Origin of the sequence: Nocardiopsis sp. CNR-923, assembly GCF_001942255.1 — a bacterium.
Lineage (GTDB): Bacteria > Actinomycetota > Actinomycetes > Streptosporangiales > Streptosporangiaceae > Nocardiopsis.
In genome coordinates this window covers 20,923-37,256 of record NZ_MKKC01000022.1, presented here as the reverse complement: position 1 = coordinate 37,256, position 16,334 = coordinate 20,923, and the positions used below count along the sequence as shown (strand labels likewise).

General features: G+C 70.4%; 12 protein-coding genes and 3 pseudogenes. 1 reads left to right on the top strand and 14 read right to left on the bottom strand.

The features are described 5' to 3' along the window. Positions 1-17: 17 nt before the first annotated feature. The 5 genes from whiA to uvrC all read right to left on the bottom strand — a co-directional run bounded on the left by whiA (position 18) and on the right by uvrC (position 5,741). Entirely contained in the window at positions 18-998 is a 981-nt protein-coding gene (gene whiA / locus BJF83_RS01410) for a DNA-binding protein WhiA (RefSeq protein WP_075924862.1), read from the bottom strand. 201 nt (positions 999-1,199) lie between these two features. Then, positions 1,200-1,610: a DUF488 domain-containing protein gene (locus tag BJF83_RS01405; protein WP_075924861.1), complete on the bottom strand. Its 411-nt coding sequence runs from the start codon at positions 1,608-1,610 to the stop codon at positions 1,200-1,202. 36 nt (positions 1,611-1,646) lie between these two features. Further along, entirely contained in the window at positions 1,647-2,618 is a 972-nt protein-coding gene (gene yvcK, locus BJF83_RS01400) for a uridine diphosphate-N-acetylglucosamine-binding protein YvcK (RefSeq protein ID WP_187347057.1), read from the bottom strand. 211 nt (positions 2,619-2,829) lie between these two features. Further along, positions 2,830-3,714, bottom strand: coding sequence for an RNase adapter RapZ (rapZ, locus tag BJF83_RS01395; RefSeq protein ID WP_075924860.1), 885 nt, complete (start codon positions 3,712-3,714; stop codon positions 2,830-2,832). Beyond that, positions 3,711-5,741 (bottom strand): excinuclease ABC subunit UvrC, encoded by a 2,031-nt coding sequence (uvrC, locus tag BJF83_RS01390; protein ID WP_075924859.1) that lies wholly within the window; start codon positions 5,739-5,741, stop codon positions 3,711-3,713. Before uvrC ends, rapZ begins: the two co-directional genes overlap by 4 nt. A 147-nt stretch (positions 5,742-5,888) precedes the next feature. Between uvrC and BJF83_RS01385 the strand changes: the two are divergent. Continuing rightward, positions 5,889-7,036 (top strand): annotated as a pseudogene (locus tag BJF83_RS01385) (mechanosensitive ion channel family protein). Between the two features lie 65 nt (positions 7,037-7,101). On the opposite strand, the gene BJF83_RS01380 reads toward BJF83_RS01385, so the two are convergent. The 9 genes and pseudogenes from BJF83_RS01380 to BJF83_RS01335 all read right to left on the bottom strand — a co-directional run bounded on the left by BJF83_RS01380 (position 7,102) and on the right by BJF83_RS01335 (position 16,307). Continuing rightward, positions 7,102-7,506 (bottom strand): Rieske (2Fe-2S) protein, encoded by a 405-nt coding sequence (locus tag BJF83_RS01380; protein ID WP_075924858.1) that lies wholly within the window; start codon positions 7,504-7,506, stop codon positions 7,102-7,104. Between the two features lie 199 nt (positions 7,507-7,705). Further along, a pseudogene (locus tag BJF83_RS01375) lies at positions 7,706-8,229 on the bottom strand (GNAT family N-acetyltransferase). Positions 8,230-8,240: 11 nt separating this feature from the next. Further along, a complete protein-coding gene (locus tag BJF83_RS01370) occupies positions 8,241-8,924 on the bottom strand; it encodes a hypothetical protein (protein WP_262391228.1) in 684 nt (227 codons plus the stop codon). After that, positions 8,921-9,187, bottom strand: coding sequence for a hypothetical protein (locus BJF83_RS01365; protein ID WP_075924857.1), 267 nt, complete (start codon positions 9,185-9,187; stop codon positions 8,921-8,923). The genes BJF83_RS01370 and BJF83_RS01365 overlap by 4 nt, the downstream gene beginning before the upstream one ends. A gap of 535 nt (positions 9,188-9,722) precedes the next feature. Continuing rightward, positions 9,723-9,971 (bottom strand): hypothetical protein, encoded by a 249-nt coding sequence (locus tag BJF83_RS01355; RefSeq protein WP_075924855.1) that lies wholly within the window; start codon positions 9,969-9,971, stop codon positions 9,723-9,725. Between the two features lie 118 nt (positions 9,972-10,089). Continuing rightward, positions 10,090-11,295 (bottom strand): helix-turn-helix domain-containing protein, encoded by a 1,206-nt coding sequence (locus tag BJF83_RS01350; protein ID WP_075924854.1) that lies wholly within the window; start codon positions 11,293-11,295, stop codon positions 10,090-10,092. Positions 11,296-11,453: 158 nt separating this feature from the next. Further along, positions 11,454-11,942 carry an RDD family protein gene (locus BJF83_RS01345; RefSeq protein WP_262391227.1) on the bottom strand — a complete coding sequence of 163 codons (489 nt, stop codon included), beginning with the start codon at positions 11,940-11,942 and terminating at the stop codon, positions 11,454-11,456. Between the two features lie 163 nt (positions 11,943-12,105). Then, a pseudogene (uvrA, locus tag BJF83_RS01340) lies at positions 12,106-14,939 on the bottom strand (excinuclease ABC subunit UvrA). A 342-nt stretch (positions 14,940-15,281) separates the two neighbouring features. Continuing rightward, entirely contained in the window at positions 15,282-16,307 is a 1,026-nt protein-coding gene (locus tag BJF83_RS01335) for a TerC family protein (protein ID WP_075924852.1), read from the bottom strand. Between the last annotated feature and the right edge of the window lie 27 nt (positions 16,308-16,334).

Below are 16,334 nucleotides of genomic sequence, written 5' to 3'. Positions count from 1 at the left end.
GAGCCGGCGTCACGCCGTCACGGCACGAGCATATCCGGAGTGAGGTTCGCCTCGGTGCCCTCGATCCCCAGGTCGGCGGCCCGCTTGTCGGCCATCGCGAGCAACCGGCGGATCCGCCCGGCGATGGCGTCCTTGGTCAGGGGCGGCACCGACAGCTGCCCCAACTCCTCCAGGGACGCCTGCTTGTGCGCCAGACGCAGCTTCCCAGCGGCCACCAGGTGCTCGGGGGCGTCCTCGCCCAGGATCTCCAGCGCCCGCTCCACACGCGCACCGGCCGCCACCGCCGCGCGGGCGCTGCGCCGCAGGTTGGCGTCGTCGAAGTTGGCCAGCCGGTTGGCGGTGGCGCGCACCTCACGGCGCATGCGCCGCTCCTCCCACGCCAGCACGCTCTGGTGCGCGCCCAGCAGTGTCAGCAGGGCGCCGATGGAGTCGCCGTCACGCACCACGACCCTGTCCACACCGCGCACCTCGCGCGCCTTGGCGTGCACCTTGAGCCGCCGCGCCGCTCCGACCAGAGCCAGCGCCGCCTCCGGACCGGGGCAGGTGACCTCCAGCGACATCGACCGGCCCGGTTCGGTCAGCGACCCGTGCGCGATGAACGCGCCCCGCCACGCCGACTCGGCGTCGCAGGCTCCGCCCGCCACCACGTGCCGGGGCAGTCCGCGCACCGGGCGGCCGTTGTTGTCCACCAGACCGGTCTGGCGGGCCAGGGACTCGCCGTCCTTGATCACCCGCACCACGTAGCGGTTGCCCTTGCGCAGCCCGCTCGGGGACAGCACGACCACCTCCGACTCGTGCCCGAAGACCTCGGAGATGTCCTTGCGCAGACGACGGGCCGCGGCGCCGGTGTCGAGCTCGGCCTCGATCACGATCCGCCCGCCCACCAGGTGCAGACCCCCGGTGAACCGCAGGATGGTGGACACCTCCGCCTTGCGGCAGCATGGCTTGAGAATGGCCAGACGGCTCAACTCATCCTTCACCACGCCGGTCATCGCCATCGCCGCGATCCTCCCCCTCGAACTGGACCGTTCCGGCGTCCCGCACCGGGCACCGGTGTGCGCCGACGCGGCCCCGCCACGCTCGGTTTCCTTCGTGGCAGACTACGCGACACCGCTCTCGGCGCCGACCCCCACGCGGCGTGTTGCCTATCCCGCTCCTGGCCAGAGCAGGGTGGTGTCGTCGTTCGTGCCGGTGTGCGGTCAATTGCCCCCGGCCTCGGCGGACAGGCGCTCCTCCAGGTACGCGCGCAGGACGATCGCGTGGTTGCGCTCGGTGTCCCTGGCCGCGTACAGCAGTGTGACCGGTCCGCCGCGCGCCGCCGTCAGCACCGGCCCCAGCGCCTCCGGGCGGGCGTCCAGTTCGGCGCGATAGCGATCGGCGAACTCCGCGAAGCGTGCGGGGTCGTGGCCGAACCACTTCCGCAGCCCGGCGCTGGGAGCCGCCTCAGGCAGCCACCCGACGCCCTCCAACGACGCCCGGGACACACCGCGCGGCCACAACCGGTCCACGAGGAAGTGCCGGCCCGACGGCCGCTCCCGCCCCTCCTGCGGGTGCTCGCGCGACCGCACCGCGTCGTAGACCCGCTCCACACGCACACCGTGACCAGCCATGACGCCGGTGTTCCCGCCACGGGCGCGCAGTGAACCTCACCCCAGGATCCGTTCGAGGGCCACAGCCAACCGCTCGGCGTCGTGCCGGGGTGTGCCGTCGTCGCGGCCCAGGTCGGCCAACACCAGACGGCCGCCGAAGTCGCGAACCACCCGCCGCAACGGCGCGGGGTCCTCCACCGTGCCCCGATCCGCCAACACCACGTCCACCCCGAGCTTGGGCGCGTGGTCGCGCAGCACCTCCAGGTACGTCTCGGGCCGGAACCCGTCGGTCTCACCCCGCTGCGGGGACAGGTTGAGCGCCACCACGCGCCGGGCGCGCGTGGTGACCAGAGCGTGCGCCAGATCGGGGACCAGCAGGTGCGGCAGCACGCTGGTGAACCACGACCCCGGCCCGAACACCACCCAGTCGGCCTCGCGGACCGCCTTGACCGCCTGCGGACTGGCGGGCGGCGCCTCGGGGATCAGGGAGATCGACCGCACCTGCCCGCTGGTGCTCGCGCACGCCACCTGACCGCGCACCGTGGTCGGCTCCTCGGGCCGGTCCGGGTCGGTCCCGACCACCTCGGCCGCGATGTCCAACGGCACCGACGACATCGGCAGCACCCGCCCGTGCGCGCCCAACAGCTGGCCGACCCAGTCCAGGCCCGCCACCGAGTCGCCCAGCAGCTCCCACAGCGCGACGATCAGCAGGTTGCCGACCGCGTGGCCGTGCAACTCGCCCTCGGAGCGGAACCGGTGCTGGATCACCTGGCTCCAGGTGTGCCCCCACTCGTCGTCGCCGCACAGCGCCGCCAGGGCCATCCGCAGGTCGCCGGGGGGAAGCACGCCCAGTTCGCGCCGGAGACGGCCGCTGGACCCGCCGTCGTCGGCGACCGTGACGATCGCGGTGACGTCGGTGGTCACTCTGCGCAGCGCGGACAGGGAGGCGTGCAGGCCGTGCCCCCCGCCCAGCGCGACCACGCGCGGCGGGCGCGTCCCGTCACCGTCCAGCGCCGTGCTCTTCGACATGATGACCCTGGCCTGCCCCTCGTCCCGTGTGCGGCTGGCGCACGCGACCGCGCCCGCCGGGACGGCGGGCGGGCGGTCGACCCGCGCCCAGGACCGCCGGACACCGGCCCCCTCGGGACCGGCGCCAGCGGTGACCGGGCCAATCTAAGCGAAGACACCGCTCTTGGCGATTCCGCTCACTGCGCGTACGGTGCCCGGTCCCGCACGGGCGCTACTCCCGTCCGACGTCCCGGTGCACGACGTGCACGTCCACGCCCTGGGCGCGGAGCCGCTCGCCGAACTGCTCGGCCATGGCGACACTGCGGTGCTTACCGCCCGTGCAGCCCACGGCCAGCGTCATGTAGTGCTTGCCCTCGCGCTGGTAACCGTCGATGGTCAGCTTCAGCACCTCGGAGTAGCTCTCCAGCATCTCCTTGGCGCCGTCCCGGGACAGCACGTAGTCGCGCACCGGAGCGTCCCGGCCGTTCATCGGCCGCAGGTCGGGCACCCAGTGGGGGTTGGGCAGGAAACGGCAGTCCAGCACCAGGTCGGCGTCGACCGGAAGTCCGTGCTTGAATCCGAACGAGACGACGTTGGCGCGGATACCGCCCTCGCCGTCCTCCCCGAAGAAGCCGAGCACGCGCGCCTTGAGCTGGTGCACGTTCAGCTGGGAGGTGTCGATCACCAGGTCGGCCTCGCCCCGGATCGCGCGGAGGGTCTCACGCTCGCGGGCGATGCCGTCGGTGAGCAGACCCTCGCCCTGCAGCGGATGGCGGCGGCGCACGCCCTCGAAACGGCGGACCAGCGCGTCGTCTCCCGCCTCCAGGAACAGCACCCGCGCGGTCATGTCGCGCTTGCGCAGCTCCTCGACGGTGGACAGCAGGTCCTCGGTGAAGGCGAGCGACCGCACGTCCACGACCACGGCGACCCGCGGCACCGCGCCGTGCGTGCGCCCGGCCAGCTCGATCATCGTCGGCAGCAGCCCGGGCGGCAGGTTGTCCACCACGAACCAGCCCAGATCCTCCAGCGCTCTGGCCGCCGTGCTCCGTCCCGCACCGGACATCCCGGTGACGATGACCACCTCCGGCGGCAGCTCGCCGCCCAGTTCGACCGTCATGTGTCTCCTCCCCCGTCGGTGCCTTGCTGTGCTGGCGGCCCGTCGTCCCGGCCGCCCCCTCCGGCGGGCTCACCGCTCAGGTGCGCGTGTACGGCCTCGGCCAGTTTGGGGCCGATGCCCGGGACCGCGGCGATCTCCTCCGCCGTGGCCGAGGACAGCCGCCTGACCGACCCGAACTCCTTGATCAGCGCTGTCCTACGGGTCGGCCCCAGGCCGGGCAGGTCGTCCAGTCTGCTGCCCGTGAGCGCCTTGGCCCGCTTCTGGCGGTGGTAGGCGACGGCGAAGCGGTGCGCCTCGTCGCGCACCCTCTGGAGCAGGTACAGGCCCTCGCCCGCGCGGGGCAGGATCACCGGGTCCTCGTCGTCGGGCAGCCACACCTCCTCCAGGCGCTTGGCCAGACCGCACACGGCGATGTCCTCGATCCCCAACTCCTCCAGCGCCCGGCGCGCCGCCTCGGCCTGGGGACGAGCCCCGTCGACCACCACCAGGTTAGGGGGATAGGCGAACTTCCCGGGCGGCGGGGCGTCCCCCACCGGACGGTCGCCGTGCTCGCCGCTCTCCCCCATGCGGGCGACCTCGCCCGCCTGGGCGCTCTCCTCAAGGTAGCGGGTGAAGCGGCGTTTGATCACCTCGTACATGGCGGCGACGTCGTGTTGTTCCGCGCCGCCTGTCCCGGACCCGCGAATGCTGAAGCGGCGGTACTCGGACTTGCGGGCCAGACCGTCCTCGAACACCACCATGGACGCCACCACGTGCTCGCCCTGGAGGTTGGAGACGTCGTAGCACTCGATGCGCAGCGGCGCCTCGGGCAGGTCCAGTGCCTCCTGGACCTCGTTGAGGGCCCGGCCGCGCGTGCTCAGGTCTCCGGCGCGGTGGGTCTTGTGCCGGGCCAGCGCCTCGCGGGCGTTCTTGGCGACCGTCTCCATGAGGTCCCTCTTGTCCCCGCGCCGGGGCACGCGCACGTCGACGGCCGAGCCGCGCAGCCCCGACAGCCACGAGGCGACCGCCCCGGTGTCGGCGGGAGCGTCGGAGACCAGCACCTGGCGCGGGACGGCGCCACCGGTGCCGCCGTCCTCGTCGGCCGCCTCCTGCGCGCCACCGTAGAGCTGGCCGAGAAACGTCTCCATGAGCTCGTCGGGGCCGGCGTCGGTGACCTTGTCGACCACGTACCCCCGCTGCCCCCGGATCCGGCCGCCGCGCACGTGGAAGATCTGCACGGCCGCCTCCAGCTGGTCGTCGGCCATCGCGATGACGTCGCAGTCGGTGGAGTCGGGCAGCACGACCGCCTGCTTCTCCAGGGCGGCGCGCAGGGCCCCGATGTCGTCGCGAACGCGGGCGGCGCGCTCGTACTCCATCTCCCGCGCGGCCTCGGCCATCCGCGCCTCCAGCTCGCGGATGAACCGACCGGTGTCACCGGCCAGGAACGAGCAGAAGTCCTCCACGAGCGCGCGGTGCTCCTCGGGGGTGGCCTTGCCCACGCACGGGGCGACGCACTTGCCGATGTAGCCGAGCAGGCAGGGACGACCGCTGTTGCGGGCGCCCCGGAAGACCCCGGACGAACAGGTGCGCACCGGGAAGACCCGGAGCATCAGGTCCACGGTCTCTCGGATCGCCCAGGCGTGCGAGTAGGGGCCGAAGTAGCGCACGCCGCGCCGCTTGGCGCCGCGCATCACCTGGACGCGGGGGAACTCCTCCTGGAGGGTGACCGCGAGGTAGGGGTAGCTCTTGTCGTCCCGGTACTTGACGTTGAACCGCGGGTCGTACTGCTTGATCCAGGAGTACTCCAGCTGGAGCGCCTCCACCTCGGTGCCCACGACCGTCCAGTCGACGTCGGCGGCGGTGGAGACCATCTGCTGGGTGCGCGGGTGCAGCCCGGCGAAGTCGCGGAAGTAGGAGGACAGCCGGGCGCGCAGGTTCTTGGCCTTGCCGACGTAGATGACCTGGCCCGCGGCGTCGCGGAACCGGTAGACGCCCGGGTCGCGCGGGATGGATCCGGGTGCGGGACGCAGGTGTGGAGTCGCAGCCATGCCTCCATTCTGGTCGGTTCCGAGGACATCCGGCCACCCGCGGCCCACACCGCGCCCCGTCAAACGTCTCAAGTGGATATCGGGATGTTCTAGGTTGGGCGGGTACCGACGAACTTCCCGACCCGGACGACAAGGGGGTCCACCGCCGTGTCAGCTGGCCAATGGATCGCGATCGGCGTCGCCGTCGCGGTCTCCCTGCTGCTGGTCTTCGTGATCCACTGGCTGCTCAACCACCAGCTGGGCCGGATCTGGCCGCAGGCCCGGTTCGTGGTCGCGCGGTCGACCTTCACCGCCTACGCCGCCGGCACGGTCGTGGGCGCCAACCTCGCGCTGCCGGACCGCGGCGAGGTGGAGTGGAGCATCTACCAGACCATCGACCACCTGATGGTCATCCTCATGATCGGGTCGCTGACCGGTCTGGGCATCAGCCTCGCCTACGCCGCGACCGACATGATCCTGGCACGCCTGTCGGCCTCCAACGGGGACGCCGACCGCCGCGCACGCCGCCTCCAGACCCAGGTCCGACTGCTGCGGCGGGTGGTCACCTCCGTCATCGTCGTGCTGGCGATCTCGGCGATCCTGTTCACCTTCGACGAGGTGCGCGCGCTCGGCGCCGGACTCCTGGCCTCGGCGGGCGTCATCGGCATCGTCGCCGGTGTGGCCGCCCAGTCCACCCTGGCCAACCTGTTCGCCGGCCTCCAGTTGGCCTTCAGCGACTCGCTGCGCATCGGCGACGTGGTCGTCATCGAGGGCGAGTGGGGCCGGGTGGAGGAACTGAGCCTGGTCAACGTCACCGTGAAGATCTGGGACGAGCGCCGCCTGGTCGTCCCGGTCGCCAACTTCACCACCATGGCCTCGAGAACTGGACGAAGCAGACCACCCAGATCACCGCCAAGGTCATGCTTCCGCTGGACTGGGAGGTCCCGGTCGACGCGCTGCGCGAGGAGGCCGGACGCCTGATCACCTCCAGCGAGTTCTGGGACGGCCGCAGCTGGTCCTGCCAGGTCGTGGACATCCTCGGCGACGGTCTGGTCCAGGTGCGGGTGGTCGCCACGGCCGCCGACACCAACAACCAGTGGAACATCGCGTGCCAGATGCGCGAGCACCTGGTCGGCTGGCTGGTCGAGCACTACCCCGAGTCCCTGCCGCGCAACCGCACCGAGTTCGTCACGGGCGCGGACGACGCGGACGACGCCGCCCGGTTCCCCGAGTCGGCGTTCCGCGGGGGCGCGGTCGCCCGCGAGTCCGAGAAGGCGGTCCTGGAGCACAGGGACAAGGACGCCGACGAGGGCTGACGCACACGTGCGCGGGGCCGGAACACACCACTCGGTGTTCCGGCCCCGCCCGTGTCCGACGCCGCTCAGCCCACGGACTCCGACTCCAGGATGAGGTCGGTGCCGTCGACGGTCACCGTGAAGGCCTCCAGGGGCTCGGTGGCCGGACCGACCACGGGCTCACCGGTGACCAGGTCGAACCGGCTGCCGTGGCACAGGCAGCCGATGACCTCGGTGACTTCCTGGACCGTGCAGCCGCCGTGCGTGCAGGAGGCGCTGAAGGCCCGGTAGTCGCCCTCCTCGGGCTGGGTGACGACGAGCTTGCTGTCGCTGAAGACCACGCCGCCGCCGACCGGGACGTCCGTGGTCTGGCCGACCACCTGTCCGAAGCGCGCCTCCTGGGGCCTGGGCGCCTCGCCTCCGCAGGCGGCGGCGGTGGCCGTGACGGCCGCGGCCGCCCCGGCGGTTCCGAGCAGGCGCCGCCTGCTCATCCCGCACCCGCACGTTCTCTGACCGGCCACGTCCGAACACTCCTCATCTGCACCGTTTGAGCACTACGGAGTGTAGTAGGTGGTCGGAGCGCTCCCGACCGGGGGTGGGTCCGGCCACCCGGGCGCGATCAGCTGACGTCGAGCACCACGGTCCCGGCGATCTTGTCGTAGATCCCCTGCCGGTTGGGCCAGTCCAGGATCAGAGAGTGACCACCGTCGTCAGACCGAGTTCGTCGGAGTTGAGACGCTCCGCTCGGCGTGCGAGCAAGTACAGGTGACCGGCTCGCCGGTCCATCTCCTTGACCAGGGCGAACCCCTGAGTCTCGTAGTACTTGACCAGCTCGGGGAAGAAGCATCCCCGCCGCACCCACCGTCGCCCCTGACGCGCGGCCTGGTCGACCGCCCACAGCGCGATCAGGGTTCCAGGCTTGCGCTCTCGGTACGCCGGATCAGTGACGGTCGTGAACAGGTACAGGGACTCCTCGGCCGCCTCCTCAGGTGCCCAGTCCTTCGGCGGCGCCTGGGTCATGACCGTGGTGCATCCGACGATGCGCCTTCGGCTTCATGCACCCACATGGAGCCGCTTCCAGCCTGTCCGGCGAGATCGTCGACGTTCTCACGCCATGACTCCAGCCCGCGCTGTTCCATCCAGTCACAGCGCGCGGTGATCATCAACGCGACTCCCGGAGTGTCGGCCCCGTTGGCGGGACGCATGGTGAACACGGCTGGTCCTCTCAGTGCAGGAAGGCGGTGGCGGACAGGTGCAGGCTCAACACTTCCAGGATCTTCGCGTCACGCTCTTCGACGTAGCGCCCGGGAGTCAGACGGTCGACCGCGGTGCGCAGCCCGTCAGGGTCCACCAGACCCTCATCGAGCAGCACCGAGCCCTCGGCCAGCATACGAGCGAACAGCTTGGGTGCGTAGGTGATCAGGGCGTGCTCGACGACCTCGGCGAAGCTCTCCCGCTCCACCGGGTACACGACGTCGTCGCTCATCCCCAGCGCGGCCAGGCGACGCCGCTGAAGCTGCTTCAGCTCACGCCAGGCGAACGGGAGCTGCTCGCCGAGCCCCACCATGTCCGGGTCCGCGAACGGATGCACCGGCCACAGCCCGTGCTTCAGGAGCACCGGGGCGGTCGTCTCCAACGTCAGCAACGTCATGGAGTTGATCAACGCCGGAGGAGCGATGCCATCGTCGGCGAACTCCAGCACGCTCGGAACCCGCGGGCCGACCCACGGGAGAATCTGCGCGTCGGTGATCTCGCCGAGCCCCTTGTGGGGCTCCTCCTCCTGGGTGAGGGCGGCCATCTCGTCTCCCCCGAGGCCGGTCACGACGGTGCCACGCTCGGCTGCCCACTGCTTGAGGGCGGGCACATTGGGCAGCTCACGAATGTCGCACACCATGCGTCGGTGCTTCATCGCGTCACCACCCCCTGGCGGGGCACCCGCTCGTGACCGGTCTGATAGGTGATCGGCGAGGCCGCGATCGCGTTGTCGAGCAGATCGACCGCGCCAGTCAGATCGCCGGTCCCAGTCGCGTAGTCGACCGCCCGGCGGACGGCGTCGGCGCGGGTGTGCTCCAAGGCGCCCCGGTCAGCGCGGTCGGCGTCGGTCAGCGCGGCCGGGAGGGTGAGCGCGTCCCGGATCGAGGCGAGCAGGTCGCCCATGTCGGTGTCGATCATGCGGCACCTCGCAGCAGGATCTTCACGGCCAGGGAGAGTGAGGCGAGGTCGCCGCTAGGCCAGGCCACATAGGCTCGGACGCGGGCGGCCGGGGCAGAGGGGCGGGTGTAGCGCCGGACTCAGCGTGACCGGTGTCGTGAAAACAGTACGATCTTCATGTCTGCCTGCCTCTTCAGGTAGACCGGGCCCGGGGTGTTCGCTGCACCGCCGGGCCGTTTCAATGTGGTTGGGGCCTGATCCGAACGGAAGCGGGGATCAGGTGCGCAACGCGGTAGGCGGCTTCACTGATGCGTCGCTGTTGACGTGCCCCTCAGCGCCTCGGAGAGCCGCACACGGAGTTCGGTGATGCTCGCTGCGGTAACACCGACGAGACCGTTGTCCGAGCCGGTTCGCAGGGCGCACCACCAGCCGGGGGACTTCCACACTTCCCAACCTGGGAACTCCCTGTGGAACCGGGCGACCTGGCGGTCACGGCCGTCCACCAACCGCGGCCTCGCCGGTGCCGCCGGTCCGGCTTTCTGCCGGGGTCGGTACGTCACCACGCCTCCAGTTGCCGCACGAGGTCGTCGTAGGTATCAGCGGTCAGCTCCTGCGGTCTGCCCGAGGCCAGGGTGGTGACACGCACGGCGCACCACTCGCGGGCCGACTGGTCCTCGTCCCTGGACCGCCAGAAGCGCCATCCGGGGTACGTGTGCAGCAACTGTCCCAGCTGCTGCTCACTGCCGTGGTCGCTGGGCCATGGGCCGTGCAGCGACTCCCTTTCGAGCGCTCGTGCTCGCGCCATCGTGGACCTCCCTCACTGGTAGGTGAGGGAGACGCTACGCAGAGTTCGATGGGGTTCCCAGGGACAGAGCGTCCGGGTTCACGGGTGACGTGTCAGTAACCCGGACGCTCCGTCCGGGTTACTCACTGGTGGTGCGGAACGCGGACACGAGCCCCGCCAACGGGTCGCTCATCCGTGCCTTACGCCGCCGCAGTTCTTCGGTGAGAGCAGCTCCGAACCTCTGGTGCCGGAACCACTCCGGTGACAGCGCTTGCGCCCGCGCGGCCGTCTCGATGGCGTCATCGGTCCGGCGTCGCAGAGACTGCGACTTCGCCACATCCAGCAGGTGCCGCCCGTACTGGATTGACAACAACTGCCGGGCGTCCACCTTCCCAGCAACCTTGAGCGCCTCGGCGGGCTTGCCCAGGACGGTGTAGATGTGCGCCGACTGGACGGCGAGCTGGGTCGGACCGAAGCTGATCCAGTACCGGCGCGAGTCCTGGTCCATCTGGACAGCAGCCGACCGAGCGTCTCGCAGGAACTGTCGCGCGGACGAGATCCGGTCCGCGTCCGATCGGTGAGCGTCTGATCCCGCCAGCACGGCGGCCTGCATGAGCAGCCCGCCCCATACCGCGATCCGTGCTTGGTCGCGGTCACCCATTCTCGGAGCGACGCTTTCGGCCGCACGCACCACGAGATCCTCAGCTTCGGCGTAGCGGCCCATGTGCAGCAGCACCCACGCGTAGGTGCCCGTGAAGCTCACGGGGCGGTAGGGGTCATCGCCTTGGCGGGCGGTCATGATCGCGCGTTCCACACCAGTCAGTGCGGCATCGACCTTGCCGGTGTGGACCAGCAGGGCGCTCGCGAGATCGTAGGCGTGCGCGTAGGGCGCCGCCACGTCGGCGGTGCCGTGTTCGTACTCGGCGATCCGGCAGTCTCGGAGCAGGTCGGGTACGAGTGCGGCGAGGGCTCCGAACTCTCCCGCGAAGTACGCCCCGTAGCCGCGTCGGACCGTGCGCATCAACTCCTCGGGGGAGGCCGGGCGGCCTTGGGGGCGATCGGGCAACAGGAGCTGGGGGTCGAAGATCGCGTTGCGTACGGCGATCACCGAGGAGGCGCCCACGGGGGTCAGGCGGGCACGTTTGCGGATGAGGTCACCGGGGTCGCAGTCCAGGGCTCGGGCGAGCTTGACGATGCTGGGTAGCGAGCCGACCCGGGCACCGCGTTCGAGGCGGCCCACGTAGTCGGCCGAGACGCCTGCCCGGTCGGCGAGCGCTTCTTGGGTGAGTCCGGCGTCTTCTCGGCGTTCCTTGAGCTCGGGGCCGATCCTGATAGCCTCGTCCATGACGAAGGTCCCGTCTTCGGCTGGTGAGTGTTCGCTGCCAGCCTAGGCCGGGGCCTTCCTTCCTGTCAGGGTTGTAGCGGGGCTGTGCCCGCGCTCCTCACCCGCGTAGGTACTGTGAGCGCTCCCGACCGGGGGTGGGTCCGGCCACCCGGGCGCGATCAGCTGACGTCGAGCACCACGGTCCCGGCGATCTTGTCGTGGATCCCCTGCCGGTTGGGGCGGTCCCAGGCGGCCATCCCGGCGGTGAGGACGGCCACGACCGCGACCACGATCCACAGCGGCCCGCCCGGCAGCGCGGACAGCAGCACGGGCAGCCCGAAGATCGCGGCGCGGACGAGCAGGGCCGCCGTGGGCACGGCTCCCAGGCGCCCGGCGCCGGCCACGGGCGCCACCCGCACCCCCGTCATCCGCTTGCCGAGCGTCTGCTGCCACCGGGCCAGCGCGAACGCCTCGTAGCCCGTGTACAGGACGAAAAACGTCACCGCCAGGAAGTACCCGTAACTGCGGACACCGTCGCCGGACCCGCCGAACAGGTTGCGCGCGCCCAGCCAGACCAGCGCCAGGACGAGCGCCACCAGCAGGACCGGCAGCGCCACGACCACGGCGTCGATGACGCGGGCCAGCGCCCGCGCCCTCCAGGAGGCCAACGGGTACAACCGCTCCTTTGGCCCCGGGACGGACTCGGAGGGTTCCGTCGGCCCCCGGCGGCCCGGGTACGGTCGGCCCTGAGCGTGCGCGCGCCAGTGGGGGTCCGGGGGTGGTTGGTTCATGGTGGGGTCCGGCCTCCTGGACGGGTCGCGGGAGCGCGGTTCAGAGGATCTTGGCCAGGAACTGGCCGGTGTAGGACTCGGCGACCGCCGCGACCTCCTCGGGGGTGCCCTGTGCCACCACCCGGCCACCGCCGGAGCCGCCCTCGGGCCCCATGTCGATGACGTGGTCCGCGGTCTTGATCACGTCGAGGTTGTGCTCGATCACGATCACCGTGTTGCCGGAGTCCGTCAACCGGTTGAGCACCCCCAGCAGCTTGCGGATGTCCTCGAAGTGCAGGCCGGTGGTCGGCTCGTCCAGCACGTACACCGTCCGCCCGGTCGAACGCCGCTGCAACTCGGCCGCGAGCTTGACCCGCTGGGCCTCACCGCCGGACAGGGTCGTGGCGGGCTGCCCCAGGCGCACGTATCCCAGCCCCACGTCGGTGAGGGTCTGGAGGTGGCGGCGGATGGCGTTGATCGGCTCGAAGAACTCCAGGGCCTCGGCGATGGGCAGGTCGAGCACCTCGGAGATGTTCTTGCCCTTGTAACGCACCTGGAGGGTCTCGCGGTTGTACCGGGCCCCGTGGCACACCTCGCAGGGCACGTACACGTCCGGCAGGAACTGCATCTCGATCTTGAGCGTGCCGTCGCCCGAGCACGCCTCGCACCGGCCGCCCTTGACGTTGAACGAGAACCGGCCCGGCTGGTAGCCGCGTGTCTTGGCGTCGGTGGTCTGCGCGAACAGCTTGCGGATGTGGTCGAAGACCCCGGAGTAGGTCGCCGGGTTGGAGCGCGGGGTGCGGCCGATCGGGCTCTGGTCGACGTGCACGACCTTGTCCACCTTGCCGGTGCCGTTGACCCGCAGGTGGCGGCCGGGGACGTCGCGGGCGCGTTGAGCTCCTTGGCCAGTGCCTTGTACAGGATCTCGTTGACCAGCGTGGACTTGCCCGAACCGGACACGCCCGTCACGGCGGTGAACACGCCCAGCGGGAAGGTGACGTCGATCCCGTGGAGGTTGTTCTCCCGAGCGCCGCGCACGACCAGTTCGTGGCCCCTGGTGCGGTCGCGGCGCGACTCGGGCAGCGCGATGGAGCGGCGCCCGGCCAGGTAGTCGCCGGTCATCGAGTCCGGCGAGGTGAGCAGCTCGTCCACGATGCCCGACACCACGACGTGTCCGCCGTGCTCACCCGCGCCCGGGCCGATGTCCACGACCCAGTCCGCGGCGCGGATGGTGTCCTCGTCGTGCTCGACGACGATGAGCGTGTTGCCGATGTCGCGCAGGCGCTGGAGCGTCTCCAGCAGTCGGGCGTTGTCACGCTGGTGCAGGCCGATGGACGGCTCGTCCAGGACGTACAGCACGCCCACCAGGCCCGACCCGATCTGGGTGGCCAGGCGGATGCGCTGGGCCTCGCCCCCGGAGAGGGAACCCGCGGCGCGGGCCAGGCTCAGGTAGTCGAGCCCGACGTCCAGCAGGAATCCCAGCCGCGCGTTGATCTCCTTGAGCACCTGGGCCGCGATGACCATGTCCCGGTCGGACAGTTTGAGGTCGGCCAGGAAGGCCGCGCTCTCGCTCAGCGACATCCGCGCGACCTCGGCGATGGACCTGCCGCCGACCGTCACCGCCAACACCACCGGCTTGAGACGGGTCCCCTCGCAGGTGGGGCAGGGCACGGTCCGCATGTAGCCTTCGAGCCGCTCGCGCCCCCAGTCGCTCTCGGTCTCGGCGTGCCGCCGCTTGACCCAGGGGACGACGCCCTCGAACTCGGTGTAGTACGAGCGGTTGCGCCCGTACCGGTTGCGGTAGGTGACGTGGACCTGGGTGTCGTGGCCCTCCAGGATGGCCTTGCGCACGCGCCGCGGCAGCCTCTCCCACGGGGTGTCCAGGTCGAAGCCGACGGCCTCGCCCAGGGCCGTGAGGATGCGGTCCCAGTACCCGGAGTTGGTGCCGCCGGTCCACGGGGAGATCGCCCCCTCGGCCAGCGTCCTCTCCGGGTCGGGCACCAGCAGGTCGGCGTCGACCTCCATGCGGGTGCCCAGACCGGAGCAGTCGGGGCAGGCGCCGTAGGGGGCGTTGAAGGAGAACGAACGCGGTTCGAGCTGCTCGAAGGACAGGTCGTCGTAGGGGCAGTACAGGTGCTCGGAGAAGACCTTCTCCCGATCGGGGTCGTCCTCGGGCAGGTCGACGAAGTCCAGGACGATGGTGCCGCCCGCGAGTTTGAGCGCGGTCTCCACCGAGTCGGTGAGGCGGCCCCGGGACGATGCCTTGACGCTGAGCCGGTCCACGACGACCGAGATGTCGTGCTTGTCGTAGCGGCCGAGCCCCGGCGGGTCGTCCAGACGCACGGCCGCGCCGTCGACGACGGCGCGCGTGTAGCCCTTGCTCTGCAGGTCCTTGAAGAGTTCGACGTACTCGCCCTTGCGGCCTCGCACGACCGGGGCGAGCACCTGGAAGCGGGTGCCCTCGGTCATCTCCAGGACGCGGTCCACGATCTGCTGGGGGCTCTGCCGGGCGATCTCGCGGCGGCACTCGGGGCAGTGCGGCACCCCGACGCGCGCCCACAGGAGCCTGAGGTAGTCGTACACCTCGGTGATGGTGCCGACGGTGGAGCGGGGGTTGCGGCTGGTGGACTTCTGGTCGATGGACACCGCGGGCGAGAGCCCCTCGATGAAGTCGACGTCCGGCTTGTCCATCTGCCCGAGGAACTGGCGGGCGTAGGCCGACAGGGACTCGACGTAGCGCCGCTGCCCCTCGGCGAAGATCGTGTCGAAGGCGAGCGAGGACTTGCCGGACCCGGACAGGCCGGTGAACACGATCATGGAGTCGCGCGGCAGGTCCAGCGAGACGTCCTTGAGGTTGTGCTCGCGGGCTCCCCGGACTACCAGTTGTTCGACCATCGAGTGAGACATCCTTCGGCTTGGGCGCACAGGACGTGGACCTCGTCGCGCGACGTCGGCTGACCCGTGTGTGGACTTCGCGGTCCGGTGGACGATCGATCGTCGGCGGCCACCCCGGCCCAGGAACCGGGCGCGAAGGGGGTGGGAAGGGGACGCGGACCCCGCGGTCCCTCCCGTCCGACAAGACTAACGACCGTCACCGGCGGTTTCTTCCACCTCGAAGAAGTGGTGGTGCCCGGACGGCTCCGCGCCGGGGCACCACCACTATAGACGAACAGGCGTTCGAATTCGGCGGTTCTCGGGAAACGCGTCGCGACGGCGAACGTGTCGCCGTCCACGGCGTCAGGAGCGCTCGCGCGCGTCGTCGTCCTCGACCCCCACGGACACGGCCCGCCGCTGGCGCTCGTCGGCCCGGGCCTTGACCAGGCTGCCGACGATGGTGATCGTCATGACACCGATGATGACGGTCAGCGAGGCTCCGATACCGATCTCGGGAGCGTGCACCCCGTTCTCGTGCAGCGCGTGCAGGATCATCTTCGCGCCGATGAAGACCATGATCGCGGACAGGCCCCAGCTGATGTAGGCCAGCTTGTCCATGAGCCCGGCCAACAGGAAGTAGAGCTGGCGCAGGCCCAGCAGCGCGAAGGCGTTGGCGGTGAAGACGATGTAGGCGTCCTGGGTGAGGCCGAAGATCGCCGGGATGGAGTCGACGGCGAAGACGAGGTCGACGACGCCGATCGCGATGATGACCAGGAGCATCGGGGTCACGTGCCGCCTGCCGTCGAGCTTCACGGTCATGTGCGCGCCGTGGTAGCCGTCGGTGACCGGCCAGAAGCGCTTGACCAGGCGCACGGCCGGGTTCTGGGTGAAGTCCTGCTGCTCCTCGTCGCCCTTCAGGTGGTCTCGAACGATCTTGTACCCGGTGTAGATGAGGAAGAGACCGAAGAGATAGAAGACCTCGCTCCAGGCGTTGATCACCTGGGCTCCGAGGACGATGAAGAAGCCGCGCATCACGAGCGCGATCACGATGCCGATGAGCAGCACCTCGTGCTGGTACTTCCGCGGAACCGCGAAAGCGCCCATGAGGAGGTAGAACACGAAGAGGTTGTCGACGCTCAGGCTCTTCTCGGTGATGAAGCCGGCGAAGTACTCGGCTCCGGCGGTCGACCCGCCGAAGTAGGTCAGGCCGAGGCCGAAGACGATGGCCAGTCCCACGTAGAAGGCCGCCCACCAGGCGGCCTGGCGGATCCCGAACTCCTGGGGACCCCTCTTCTTGCTCCAGGGGTGGTCCACGATGGCCAGGTCGATCACCAGGACGGCGACTATGGCCAGAATGGTGACGGCCCAGACCCAGAAGGGAACGTTCACGGGCGGGAACTCCTCCGGTTGGTGCGC